The following is a 13,975-nucleotide window of genomic DNA, read 5'->3' as shown; positions in this document are numbered from 1 at the left end:
GAGGAGGGATCGAATTGAAACGTAAATTCGCGATTCAACTTTATACGCTTCGCAAGGAATGCGAGAGGGATTTTCCTGCCACGCTGAGAACGCTTGGCCGCATGGGATGGGCCGGGGTAGAAACGGCAGGCCTTCACGGCCATTCCGCGGAGGAGATTGCCAAAGTGCTGAGGGAGACCGAACTGAAGACGGCCGGCATGCATGTCTCGGTAGAACGATTGCGGTCGGATATGGAGAGTGTCGTGACGGAGGCGACGCTGCTCCATACGAAGCGTCTGATCTGTCCGTCAGTGCCACATGAATGGCGCAACGAACAAGGCTTTGTTAGGTTGAGGGAGGAACTGAACGCGGCGGCTTCCAAGCTGAGGTCGGATGGCTTCACGGTCGGATTCCACAACCATGCCTTCGAGTTCGATACGAGCGTTCGCGGCACGAATGCGCTAAGTTATCTGATCGAACCGGCGCCGGATAATGCCGTGCTGGCCGAGATTGATGTATACTGGGTGAAAAAAGCAGGCCATGAACCGGCGGAGTTCATAAAACCCTACGGCGGCCGAATGCCTACGATGCACTTGAAGGATATGACGGGCGACGGGCGAAGAGCCTATGCCGAGATCGGTACGGGAATGATCGACTTCGAGTCTCTGCTGAGATGGGGAGAGAGGAACGGCGTGGAATGGTATGTCGTAGAACAGGATATTTGCGAGGGCGAAGCGCTCGACAGTGTGAGGATCAGCCTGGACAACCTGCACGCGCTGGCCGATCGGCTGGAGGCCCTATCGGAATAAGATCGCACGAGGGACTGGCTAATGCCAGTCTCTTCGGCATTGTTCATACAAAGCGGCGCAAGCTTCCCGCTAACGCTGCTACGAATCGGAGGAGGACAATCGCATGAAGCGATTCGGGATCAAAGCTTACTATGCCAAGATGGTTCTCTGGATCAGCATCGCGATCCTGCTCATTATCCTCGCGTTGTCGGGGGTCGTCTACATCAACACCCAGAAATTGCTGTTGAAGAACGAGTATGCCTCCAACCAGAAAATCCTTTACCAAGTGAAATATAATATGGCGTTCATGGACGATACGATCAGCAGCTTGTGCAAATCTCTCTATCTGAACAGCGACGTAGGCGCGGTGATGTATGCGAAAGAGGAGAATATGGTCGATGTGGCCAATCGCTTGAATAAAGTTACCAGTTCCATCACTTCGACCAATCCGTACATTCATTCCATAACGATATACAACCGGAACTTGGACCAGACTTACAATGCGGGAAGTCCCTTGTTCTTCGAAGATCAATTGCTGGATGCCTTATACCATTCGGAGCAGTTGCCGTCGAAAATGAAGCCGATCTTCCGCGACATCAGGAAGTTGGTGAACGGACAATCCAAGCCCGAGCATGTCTTTTCTTATATGATGTATGAAACTTCGGCGGACGATCTGAAGCCGGACGGCGTTATCATCATCAACGTCAGGTCCGAATGGTTGCTCGACAACATTAGGCAGATCAATATGATCGACAAACGCAAGGGCGACAGTATCTTCCTCTTGGACCAGTCAGGCGAGTATTTGGCCGACGGTACGAGCGAGAGCGAGATTATGCGGTTGCTGAAGTCCGATCTGGAGGACTATAAGATTGCCCATCAGGAAGCGGGCCCTGACGGATTTTTCGAGGCCAAACACGGCGGAACTCCTTATTTGGTCACGTATTCGCGCGTCGAGAGCGCCGGCATGACGTTGATCAAGACGCAGCCGATCCTCGAAGTCTACCGGTCCATCGCGAGTTTGCGTAATAGCCTTATTATCATCACGCTCATTGCCCTGTTTCTGGCGCTCTTCATCTCGATTCTGATCACCAGCAGGATTTATCGGCCGTTCGGCAACCTCGTGAACGCGATCAGGCGAGATCGAATCCGTGGAGAGGGGGAGGACGAAGCCACGGACGAGATCTCGTATTTGAATGCCGTCTACCGGCAATCGATGGAAGAGCTTGAACTGTTCTATAAGGAGAAGCACGACAACAAGGATAGAATGAGGCATTATTGGCTCAGCCGGTTGCTCGACGAACGCTTTGCGATTTCTCGGAACGAACTTGAGGCGTTGTTCAAGGAAATGAGAATTTCTCTGCCCCCGGATGGCTCTTATGCGGTAGCTTTGCTGAAAATCGATAATTACAAGGAGTTCCAGCAAGCTTTCAGCGCCAAGGATAAGGAAATGTTCCGGTTCGCGCTGCTCAACATCGCCTCCGAGATCGTAGCCCGAACGTATCCGAACGAAGGAATCGATATGAAGGAGGATCATGTGCTGCTGATCGTGAGCGTTCCGGAGCAAGACGACTCTTACGCTTCGGAGCTTGAAGCTCTGGTGACCGAGGCGCAGATCAACTTCTCCAGATTTTTCAAAGTCACATTCACGGCTTCGATCAGCGACAGGACCGATACGCTTAGCGGATTGCATTCCCTATACAACCAGACTCAGGATCAAGCCATGTACCGGCTGCAACTCGGGCACGGCTCCGTCATCACGCACGCGCGCATTCGCAAAAACGCCGAAAACAAAAAATCCGGCTATTCGAAGGAACTGGAAGAATGGCTCGTGGAGACGATCAAGTCGGGCAATGTCGCCGCTATGAAGGAAGTGCTGGCGAATCTATTCGGCGAAATGGAGACGCTGAATTACCATAATGCCTTGGTTTCCATCATCAGACTGGTCGACACGGCGATCGAAGCGTTGGAAGAAGCGAAGATCCCTGCCGCGCCTTCGCTTCAGATCGCCTCGATCGGCCGCCACATTCTGGAGAAGGAGACGATGGCCGATATCCATCGGATCATAAGGAGCGGACTTCAGGATTCTATGAATAAGGAAACGGCCGAGAATACGGATACGCTGAATTCTTTCGTCGTGGACGCGGTTACGGAATATATTCATAAAAATTATCAGGACTTGTCCTTGAGCATGCCCTCGATCGCATCCATGATGAAGATCTCCTCCCGGAACTTGAGCAAGATTTACAAGGAGGCGACGAATCTGTCGATCCAGGATATGATCAACGGCGTGAGGCTGTCCAAAGCAGCGGAGCTTCTCGTTCAAGAGGATCTAAGCGTCTACGAAGTCGTTCAGAGAGTTGGCTTTACGAACGAAACCTACTTCTTCAGCCTGTTCAAGAAGAAGTACAAGGTTACGCCGAAGGAATATGCCCTGCAAAGGAACGTTAACAGGATTAATTAATGTAGCTGCGAGTCATCTCAATCGCAAAACAGAGCCTCGGCGATAACCACCGGGGCTCTGTTTTTTCGTTTAAACTCCGATTTAAAGCGGCGACTGCGGGTTTTTGCAGGAAAAGACCGTTTTTAAAATATACAGTTCCGAGTTCCGCGCCTAAAGTTGGGATAGGACGAAACGCAACGCGAAAAGGAAGTGCAGGACGCATGATCAGGGTTATCAAAAAGAACGCGGGGCTGTCGATGCTGGCGCTGCCGGGATTTCTGCTCATCATTGTTTTCAATTACGTGCCGCTTTACGGGTTGCTCTTGCCCTTCAAGTCCTACCGTTACAACTTGGGGATATGGAACAGTCCGTGGGTCGGGTTCGACAACTTCGGTTTCCTCTTTAACGGAGACGCGCTGTACCGGGTGTTGCGGAATACGATTCTCTACAACATGACCTTCATCGTGCTCGGAACGACACTCTCGGTAATCATCGCATTGCTTCTATACGAGTTGAGCCGCCGATTCGTGAGGGCGTATCAAACGATTCTGTTCATTCCTTATTTCATATCGTGGGTCGTGGCCGGATTCGCCTTCCGCTCGCTGTTCGATATGGAATACGGCGTTATCAATCGCTTCCTGGTTTCCCTAGGCGAAGAGCCGATCATGTGGTACAGCGATCCGAAATACTGGCCTTACATTATCGTGATCGCGGCGGTATGGAAAGGTCTCGGTTACAGCTCCGTGATCTACTACGCGGCGCTGATGGGCATCGATTCGGAATACTACGATGCAGCCAAGATCGACGGGGCGAGCAAAATCAGGCAGGCGTTCTCGATCTCGGTGCCGATGATCAAGCCGATCATTATCATGCTGGTCATTCTGCAGATCGGCAGCATCTGCTACAGCGACTTCGGACTGTTCTACAACGTTACGTTGAACTCTTCGTTGTTGTATAGCACCACGGATGTTATCGATACGTTCGTCTACCGTTCGCTGATCGATTTGGGCGATATCGGGATGGCATCGGCGGCCGGTTTCTTCCAATCGATCGTCGGCTTCTGTCTGGTTCTCGTCACGAACACCGTGGTCAAAAAAATAAATCCGGAAAACTCTCTCTTCTAAGGGGCCAGAATATGAAAGATTACGCGACGACGCTCGCAAGAAAACCGTTGCCCGTCGGGAAGCTGATCATCCACCTTATCTTCATCGCTCTTTGCGCGGCCTGCGTATTTCCGTTCCTGGTCATTATCGGAACTTCCTTTCAGAGCGAGAACGATATCGTGAGATTCGGATATTCCATTCTTCCAAAGAATTTCACCTGGGATGCCTACCGGGTTATCCTGCACGCTCCGAAGACGCTGCTTCAATCCTATTTCGTGACGATAGCGACGACGGTCGTCGGATCGATCGTCGGAATGTGGGTGACGACCACCTATGCGTATGCGATCTCACGCAAGGATTACCGCTTTCGGTCCTTTCTAGCCTTCTTCATTTTCTTCACGATGCTTTTCCACGGCGGGATGGTTCCCTCCTACATTCTGATGGTGAAGTGGCTAGGACTGAAGAACACTGCGTTAGCGCTTATCTTGCCGTATCTGATCAGCGGATGGTTCGTCATGCTGATGAAGGGGTTCCTGCAGACGATCCCGGAGGCGGTCATCGAGTCCGCCAAGATCGACGGAGCGGGCGAACTGAGGATTTTCGCGCAGATCGTCCTTCCGATTTCCAAACCGGCGCTTGCGACTTTGGGTTTGTTCTTCGCCCTTCAATACTGGAACGACTGGTGGTTGACCCTGCTCTACGTCGAGAACGACAACCTGATGAAGCTGCAGTACTTGCTTATCCGCGTCTTGAAGAACATGGAGTATTTGAATTCGGCGGAGGCTATTGAATACGGGCTGGTCAAGCCGGGAATGCTCGTACCTTCCCTAAGCGCGCGAATGGCGATGTGCATTCTGGCGGCGGGCCCCATGCTCCTCGTATTCCCGCTGTTCCAGAAATATTTCGTACAAGGCTTGACGGTCGGCTCTGTCAAAGGATGATAATTACTCCATAAGACTTACCGGCTTATGGATGCTAATTATAGATGCAACGCTATTAAAAGGGAGGCAACCCAAGTGATTCGTGCAAAAACGAAAGAATCGAAGAAGTGGCTCTTATCGGGAACGGCCGCAATGTTAGCAGCAATGTTCATCGTAAGCGGTTGTAATTCGAAGGAGAACGCGGCATCCAGTCCGAGCGGCAGCCCCGAGCCGTCGCAACCCGCATCTCAAGCTTCGCAGACGGCATCTCCGGAGAGCGAAACGAAGGATTTCGTCAAGCTCAGCTGGTACATGCCGAAGCCGATCGACAACATGAAGGATCAGGATGCGGTCGAAGCGGAAGCGAACAAGATTATCAAAGAGAAATTGAATGCGGAGTTGCACCTCAATCTGATTGACAACGCCGGCTGGGAAGACAAAATGAAGCTGATCTCGGCCGCGGGCGAGCCGTATGATCTCGTCTTCACGACCTTCGCTTCCAATCGGATCAGCGATAACGTGCAGAAGGGGGCTTTGTTGCCGCTGGACGATCTGCTTCAGAAGTACGGTCAGAACATTCTGGCCAAGGTAGATCCCCGCGCTTGGAAAGCGGTGACCTACAACGGGAAAATTATGGCGATACCGGCGCAGACTCCGTACTCTCCGGCGGGCGCCCATGTGTTCAAGAAAGATTTGGTCGAGAAATATCAGTTCGATTATAAGAACGTTAAGAGCATTCAAGACCTGGAACCCTTCCTGGCCGAGATCAAGAAGAACGAGCCCGATATGATTCCCCTGCTGGCGACGGCCAACGGGACGGCTTCCGGGATTACCCTGTACGACTACACGACGATTTCCCCGGGTATCTCTTATAGCGAACAGGACGGCAAGATCGTCAAGATTCTGGACGTTGCCCAGAACAAGGCCAACTACCAAACGATTAATGATTTCTATAAGAAGGGTTACATCGCGAAGGACGCAGCGATCAAGACGGACTACCTGGCGGAAGCCAAGTCGGGCAAATACGCCGTCATGCGCGATTCCGGCGGTTATACGGAGGACGGTTCGAAGTCGACCGCTACTTACGGGTTCCCGACCGTGGAGACGCTGTCCGGCTATCCGACCATCTCGACGAATTCGATGACGTCGGCCGCTTCGGCCATCAGTGCCACGTCCAAAAATCCGGAAAGAGCGATGATGCTGCTCAACCTGATCTGGGGCGACAAGTACTTGCTGAACACGCTGGCCTATGGGGTCGAAGGCAAGAACTACACGGTAAAATCCGGTACGGCTCAAGACGCTAATCCGACGATCGAAGCCACGAGCGGTTCTGAACAAACGTGGGCGATCTGGCATAACTGGCTCGGACCTCTATGGGATCAATGGGATTCGAACTGGAACTCCACGGCTGCGCTGGAAGCGATGAAGAAGAACAACGATAACGGCAAGGCTTCGGGTATTCTCGGCTTTATCTTTAATCCCGAACCCGTGAAGAACGAGATCGCGCAAGTGAGCGCCGTCCAGAAGGAAGCGAATCCGATCCTGACGACGGGTTCCATGCCGGACTTCGAGAAGTATTACACGGACCTGCAGAAACGGTTGGACGATGCCGGCATGGACAAAATTTTGGCGGAAGCCCAGAAACAGTTCGATGCTTGGAAAGCGGGCAATAGCTAATTCGATCGAACCGATAACGGCGGCTCTGCTACGTGGTAGTAGGGTCGTCGTTCTTATTGTAAAAAAAGAAGGGACGCCGACGATGAAACGAACGATCCTGTTGACGGGAGATTGGAATTTAAAAGGCGAAGGCGAACGACCCGAAGGCAGCCTGACGAAGATCAATATTAAAGCAAGAGTGCCTGGGCACGTGCATCAGGATTTGCTCGAGGCAGAATGTATCCGAGATCCGGGTTACCGCAAGCAAGCGGATGAATGCTCCTGGGTCGAGCATTGGCATTGGACTTATTCCCGCGAATTCGAGATCGATCGTTTGGACGGGAGGCGCGCGGTACTGGAATTCGAAGGGCTGGATACTTTCGCGGACGTCATCTTGAACGGGACGCGGGTCGCGCGAACGGATAATATGTTTATCCATTACCGCTTCGACGTTTCGGAACTTCTGCGAACGGGAACGAACGAGCTCGAGGTCAGATTCCGCACCGTCGCGGAGGGCTTCGCGAATAAGCCGTACATCGGCCGAGGCGCGGCGTTTACGAGCGAACGCCTCTACGTGCGCCGCATGCAGTGCACGTTCGGTTGGGACTGGGTAGGACGTTTAGTCAGCTACGGCATATGGCGACCGGTAAGTCTCGTCTTCGAGGACATCGGGACGATCGACGATCTCTATGTCCATACGAAGGCGATAGACGGACGGGGGGCGGCCATCGGCTTCGCGTTGGAGACGAGCCGGCAGGTCGAGCAACCGATGAGAGTAGAAGCCGCAATCCTCGATCCTTCCGGCCGCATCGTATGGCAAACCTCGCGGAAGTTGTTAGGGAATAAGCTGGAGCTGACGGCGGACCTGGCGGAGCCCGAGTTATGGTGGCCGGCGGGATACGGCGGTCAGCCCTTGTACAAAGCCGTTGCGAAGCTATACGGCGAGGCGGGGATTGTCGACGAGCGAATGTGCTCATTCGGCGTCCGCACCGTGCGAATCGAGCAGCTTCAGGATCGACCCGGGAGCGATGAAGCGCGGATGACCGAGAAATTACGCGCTCTGGATACGGAATGGGACCTCAACGGGGATAGGCCCGGAAGCGGGTTTACGCTGCTGGTGAACGGCGTACCGATCTATTGCAAGGGAGCCAATTGGGTGCCGAGCGATCCCTTTCCATCGCGCATCCCGAATTCGCATTACGAGAATCTGCTTTGTCTCGCCCGGGATGCAGGGATGACGATGCTCCGCTGCTGGGGAGGGGGAATCTACGAACCGGAGCATTTCTGGGAGTCGTGCGACAAGCTGGGGATCGTTGTTTTCCAGGATTTTATGATGGCGTGCGGCACGTATCCCGAGGAGGACGGGGAGTGGGCGTCTTCGTTAGCCGTCGAGGCGGAAGGAGTCATCCGTTTGCTTCGAAACCGACCCAGCCTGATCTGGTGGAACGGCGACAACGAGAACGGCATGTTCGACGACGAAGAGAATCCGGACTACCCCGGACGCGCGATCGCCGAACGGATTACGGGCAGGCTGTGCGCGGAGCTCGACCCGTCCCGCCCGTTCCTACCGACGAGCCCGTTCGGCGGCAACAAAAATAATTCGTTCACGATCGGCACCGCCCACTATACCGGAGCATTGCTGGATATGTTCGAGGTGTTCCGCGACACGGATCTGCGCCAGTACCGATCCTATTTTGCGGGATTGCTCAGCCGGTTCTGCCCGGAGTTTCCGATGTTCGGCACGCCCGAGATCCATACGCTGCGGAGGTTCATGAGCGAGGAGGATCTGAACGATCCTTCGTTCGACATGCTGGAGTATCACACCAAGAACCATCCCGGGCTGGTCGACTTTTCGCTCTTCGGAGCGCTTAGAACGCTTGCCGTCAAGCTGATGCCTCCCGCCGTCTCGACGGTCGAACGGATTCGTCGGATGTCCTACGTTCAGCACGAGATCACCCGGCTCGTCGTCGAGTCTTACAGGCGCAATCGACCTTATACGAGCGGCATCCTGTTCTGGATGTTCAACGATTGTTGGCCGGCGAGCGGATGGAGCCTCGTCGATTATTTCGGGTATCCGAAGGGCGGCTATTACGGGTTCAAGAAGGCCGCCCGTCCGGTTATCGCTTCGATCGAACGGCAGGAAACGGAAGGCGGGTATGCCTTCTGGGTGTGCAACGACAAACCCGAAGCCATCCGGGGCAGGGGAAGACTGCGAGCGTTGAAGCTGGACGGCACGGCCGACGATGCGTCTCGGTGGACTCGGGAGTTCGGCTTCGAGATAGAGGGAGGAACATCTTCGGTCATCGCGACGGTGCACTTGGAGGAGTTGGACGCGCTAATGGACGATTCCCGCGTGCTGGTCATGGATATCGAGGGCCCGTTCGGCGAGGATCGATGCGTTTATTTTGCGGGGATTCCGGCGGACATGGAGCTTGAACCTTCCGGCGTGCGCATGGAGTCCCGGACGGAAGGAGCGGAAGGAGGCCGCCTAACCGTTGCCGCGGACCGATATGCAAAGGCCGTCCTGCTCCACGGCGAATACGTTTTTTCGGACAATTACTTCGATCTGTTGCCCGGCGAGCGCAGAACGATCGATTATCGAAGATTGGCTGCGGGGACTACCGCCGATGCAATCGAAGAGAGAGAAATAGAGCTGTTTAGCTGGAACTAGGATGTCATCATCGTACTATTCGCGAAAGGTGGAATCGGAAATGAGTATATCGGCGTTCGCAAGGTCCAAAGCCCGCATAGGAGTTATATCGGTCGGCCACGAGCCGTATTGGGGACAGTTCCCGGGGCTGCGGGAGGAACTCGAGGGTTACGGTCGCGAGTTCGAGAAGATGCTTGAAGACTTCGACGTGGAGGTCGTATCGGCGGGTTTCGTCGATAACGTGGACAAATCGTTCGCGGCGGCGGCTCGGCTGAGAGCCCGGGATGTCGACTTCTTATTCTGTAATCTCGCCACGTACGTCACGTCGTCATCGGCCGCGACAACGATTATGAACCTCGGCGTACCTACCGTATTGGTCGCCTTGCAACCTCTCAAACGGTTGGATTACCGGAACACGACGACTTATATGCAGCTAGCGAACGATAACATCTGTTCGTTGCCCGAGATCAGCGGGGTGCTCGTTCGCGCCGGCAAGCCGGCGGCGGGAATCATCGTGGGGACCCTCCGCGACGATCCCCGGATAGCCCGGGAATTGAAATCGTGGTGCCAGGTCGCGAATGCCCGGCGGGCGTTCAAGTACGCGCGTATCGGCTATCTGGGCCATACTTACGAAGGCATGTACGACATGAATTCCGACCCTACCGCGTTTACGGCGGCTTTCGGCTCCCATGTCCAGATGTTGGAGATGTGCGATCTTGCCAAACTGGTGAACGGCGCGAAGCCCGGCGAGATCGCGGATAAAATCGAAGAAATCAAAAGCGTATTTACGATCGCGGACCCCTTCATCGATCCGGTGACGCGGCCGATCAAGCAAGAGGATTTGGAATGGTCTGCCAAGGTGGCCGTCGGACTCGACAAGCTGGTCGTGGAGAATGGGTTGACCGGTCTCGCTTATTACTATCGCGGTCTGGATAATAACGAATATGAACGGATCGGATCGAACATGGTGCTGGGCAATTCGCTCCTCACCGGCAAGGGAATCCCGCTCGCGGGAGAAGCCGATCTCAAGACTTGCGCGGCCATGCTGATCATGGATCGGTTAGACGCCGGGGGGTCTTTCGCGGAGCTGCATCCTTGCGATTTCGTCGACGAGATCGTGCTCGTCGGGCATGACGGTCCGCATAACGTCAAGATCAGCGACAGCCGTCCTATCATTCGCGGGTTGGATTTGTTCCACGGCAAAAGCGGCTCCGGCATCGGCGTGGAATTCAGCATCCAAGCGGGGCCGGTTACCTTGTTGGGAATCTCCCAGACCGCAGATGGCCGCTACAAGATGATCGCTGCCGAAGGCCGATCGATCAAGGGCGAAATTCCGCAAACCGGCAATACCAATACCCGTTGCAGCTTCGATTGCGGCGTCGCCGACTTTATCGAGCGATGGTGCGCGGCCGGACCTACCCACCATTTTGCGCTGGGCGTAGGACATAAAGGCCAACAAATCAAGCGATTGGCGAACGTGCTCGGCATGGAGCTGGAAATGGTCTGAAACGAATCTTGGATGTGTCTGATGAAAATAAAGTTCTATGACGAACCCGGCAAAGCCCCGCCCGATATTATGATCGGGAGGAGCAGGATTAATCAATGGATAAGAGGAAACAGGGAGGCGAGCCAACGGGGCTCGTTTCTCTTTTCCAGGTCTTTTTTTTCATCGCGCACCGATAAAATATCATCCCACGAATGCTATTTGCCGATAAATCTATGAACAACAACTAAACAACTATATACGATTGCGAGGCGTATTTCTTGAAACTCATATACCGGAAGTCAATATTGCTTGCATTAGCCATCATGATCATGGGAGTAGTCAGCGGATTATCGAGTTCTTCGGCTTGGGCGGCTTCCGGTAAACCGATAGCCACGTACGTGTCTCCCGAGAAAATCGAGTTTATCAGCTACAGCAAGAGCTGGAATCAGGCCAAATTGAAGGCGCTGTATGCCGAACTGATGAAGAACTTACATGGGAAGGAGCTTAATTATCTCGGTAGGGTGATCCTTTCGCCGGAGGATGTAGAGGGCGAGTTAGGCGTTGCAAATATGAGCTACTCCTGGATGGACGATGACCTATCCGAAATCGTCATGGACGAGCCAACGGAGATCATTCTTTATGGCGCTGACAGCAATAAGACGGTCGAGAGCATGTCTTCGACTTTAAGCCATGAATACGGTCATCATTTTACTTATTATTGGCTTATCGCAAAAGAACACAAGTTACCGAGCGATTCTACTACGAAATGGGCTTCCATACGGGGGACAAGAGGATATCCTGTATTGTTTTCGGAGGATACTTCCCTTCCAGAATATTCTCATTATTGGGATCCGGGGGAGATAATGGCCGATGACTACATGGCCTTGTTCGGTTCTCCCAACGCCAAGTTGAGCATGGTCAATTCGCTCCGATCCGAAGATGGTAAAGGATTTTATGGAGAGATAGAGAACGAATCCCTTCCCTCGGCGATGACTTTGGCGTCCGTTCGAAGCTACTGGCTGAGACTCAGCGGCCTTAAGGATCCTTTGCCGCTAGTGTTCAAGGAGCCTAAACTGACGAAGATACAGGCTGTCGAGTCCGAGGACGGAGGAATCGACCATAAGCTGACTTATGAAGCGGGATCGGTAAATTCGACCGTTGCGCAGCGATTGCGGTATAGCGTTTATTGGACGTACGAGGATGACGGGGAAGAGACATTCGATTATACGGAATTGACGACGGGCAAGCGCTCCGTTACCGTAACGGGCGGACTGCCGGAAGCGGAACTTACGTTCACGGTGTACGCTTATGATCCCGCGACCAAACAATACGTTTACGCCAGACCGGTCGTCTACGATCTGTCGGATTCCGAGAATCCCGTAAAAATCGAGCATTGAAGATAGCGTTGGCTTGCCTAGAAAAACCGTCAAGGGAATGCCCCTGACGGTTTTTCTTTATGGCTTGGTATTATATGAATTGAGGGTAGGTGCTTAGGTAATCCAGTGAACCGCCGTAAGAGTATCTGATTTTGTACGTGCCTTGCGTAAATACCGTATTGAAATTAATAGTGAAACTTACGGTAGTCGGATTGCTGAAAATATTCGAACGACTACTCTCTACCAGTTGTTCCGTACCGTTAACTATGCGGTATACATCTGCAAAGATGACTCCTGGGGCTGGGGAACCGCTAAAATATGCAGTTCCGTTAATCCGCAAAGTGCCTTGTCCCGTAATGGTATCTGTAGATGAAAGAGGGGTGGGGTCAGCGCTTGCGGCGGTAGAGAACATAAAGAGCATAATGACAGACAGCATGAGAACCGTTAACTTCTTCGTTTTCACTAATATCCATCCTTTCGATTGGGGAAATGGTAGAAGGAGTTTCTAGAAGTTGAATGCTGGCCAGCGTTCTACGGGGTGTGCGTAAGCCCTTCTGCTTCCTATTATACTACTAAATGTAATTTATGGAAGTTTTAATATTGTCACGATGCTAAAAGACGAATGTGTTCAATGGGAATAAATAACAGTATAATAGTAGCCGATAGGACTTGAATCGAAGGGGAATCCAGCGATGCTTGGAATTCGCGTAGGAACGGGCTCAAGCTGCGAAGTGTATGAATGGGGAGGCGACGACAAGGTTGTTAAGCTGTTTCATGCGAACACGCCTTCCGAAGCCGTTCAGCTTGAATTTCGGAATAGTTTCGCGGCATGGAAAACCGGCTTGCAAGTCGCTCGACCATTCGAACAAGTGATTTGGGAGGGACGCCCGGGTATCGTTTTCGAAAAAGTAGTCGGAGAAACGATTATTAATCGGTTTTTCCAAGGATTGTATACGTTCCAAGAGATTGATTTCTATGAAGCGGACAGTGAATTGCGGATATTCGCGAGAGTGCTGAACGATATACATAAGGCAACCGTCTCCGATATCGTAACCGATCAAAAAGAAAATTTAATAGCGATAATCGGTCATCCTGCCATGTTTACTAATGATGAAATTTCCGCGATCCATACCTACATTGATCTGTTACCGGCTAAACGACAGCTTTGTCATGGGGACACGAATCCGGGTAATCTGATCCTGAGAGACGGCAATCCGATTATGATCGATTGGATGCATGCCGCGCTTGGCAACCCGGCAGCGGATGTTGCGGAAGTGTGCGTCATGCTCGAATATGCCGTCTTGCCGCCGGAAACTCCCGCCGCCGTCGATGAGTTCTTTCAAACTTGGCGTCAAACGGCTTATAACGTCTTCATTGATGAATATTGCAGGCTGTCCGGAGTAACGGAGGAAGAGATAAGGTTATGGTACGTTCCGGCAGCGGCGCGTTCTATCGCGTCCGGGGCCTTATTAGATGAACAAATAACCAAGCTTACCGCTATGATTCGGCATAGGCTACACAAAGCCTAAGCTGACATCGCTTGAGTACCGATGCCAGCTTAGGGATTTTACTGTCTG

The 13,975-nt window shown here is 52.8% G+C and carries 10 protein-coding genes; 9 read left to right on the top strand and 1 reads right to left on the bottom strand.

Annotated elements, in window-relative coordinates; translation table 11 throughout:
* The first annotated feature begins 14 nt into the window (after positions 1–14).
* From HH215_RS18430 to HH215_RS18395, 8 genes are all read left to right on the top strand, one after another.
* Positions 15–788, top strand: a complete 774-nt coding sequence (locus HH215_RS18430; protein ID WP_169281239.1) for a sugar phosphate isomerase/epimerase family protein — start codon at positions 15–17, stop codon at positions 786–788.
* A 103-nt stretch (positions 789–891) separates the two neighbouring features.
* Positions 892–3,228, top strand: a complete 2,337-nt coding sequence (locus HH215_RS18425) for an AraC family transcriptional regulator (protein WP_169281238.1) — start codon at positions 892–894, stop codon at positions 3,226–3,228.
* A gap of 200 nt (positions 3,229–3,428) precedes the next feature.
* Positions 3,429–4,331 carry an ABC transporter permease gene (locus HH215_RS18420; protein WP_169281237.1) on the top strand — a complete coding sequence of 301 codons (903 nt, stop codon included), beginning with the start codon at positions 3,429–3,431 and terminating at the stop codon, positions 4,329–4,331.
* 11 nt (positions 4,332–4,342) lie between these two features.
* On the top strand, positions 4,343–5,251 hold the full coding sequence (locus tag HH215_RS18415; protein ID WP_169281236.1) for a carbohydrate ABC transporter permease: 909 nt from the start codon (positions 4,343–4,345) through the stop codon (positions 5,249–5,251).
* Between the two features lie 75 nt (positions 5,252–5,326).
* The gene (locus tag HH215_RS18410; protein WP_169281235.1) at positions 5,327–6,907 is read left to right on the top strand and encodes an ABC transporter substrate-binding protein; all 1,581 of its coding nucleotides are present in this window, start codon (positions 5,327–5,329) and stop codon (positions 6,905–6,907) included.
* An 82-nt stretch (positions 6,908–6,989) separates the two neighbouring features.
* On the top strand, positions 6,990–9,557 hold the full coding sequence (locus tag HH215_RS18405; RefSeq protein ID WP_169281234.1) for a beta-mannosidase: 2,568 nt from the start codon (positions 6,990–6,992) through the stop codon (positions 9,555–9,557).
* 40 nt (positions 9,558–9,597) lie between these two features.
* Positions 9,598–11,043 carry an L-fucose/L-arabinose isomerase family protein gene (locus HH215_RS18400; protein WP_169281233.1) on the top strand — a complete coding sequence of 482 codons (1,446 nt, stop codon included), beginning with the start codon at positions 9,598–9,600 and terminating at the stop codon, positions 11,041–11,043.
* Between the two features lie 257 nt (positions 11,044–11,300).
* Positions 11,301–12,419, top strand: coding sequence for a hypothetical protein (locus HH215_RS18395; protein WP_169281232.1), 1,119 nt, complete (start codon positions 11,301–11,303; stop codon positions 12,417–12,419).
* Between the two features lie 70 nt (positions 12,420–12,489).
* Here the strand turns inward: HH215_RS18395 and HH215_RS18390 are convergent, their stop codons facing one another.
* A complete protein-coding gene (locus HH215_RS18390; RefSeq protein ID WP_169281231.1) occupies positions 12,490–12,861 on the bottom strand; it encodes a hypothetical protein in 372 nt (123 codons plus the stop codon).
* 229 nt (positions 12,862–13,090) lie between these two features.
* Between HH215_RS18390 and HH215_RS18385 the strand changes: the two genes are divergently transcribed.
* A complete protein-coding gene (locus HH215_RS18385) occupies positions 13,091–13,927 on the top strand; it encodes a phosphotransferase family protein (protein WP_169281230.1) in 837 nt (278 codons plus the stop codon).
* The last annotated feature ends 48 nt before the right edge of the window (positions 13,928–13,975 follow it).

The organism is Cohnella herbarum, from assembly GCF_012849095.1.
GTDB lineage: Bacteria > Bacillota > Bacilli > Paenibacillales > Paenibacillaceae > Cohnella > Cohnella herbarum.
This window is presented reverse-complemented; position numbering and strand designations above follow the sequence as displayed.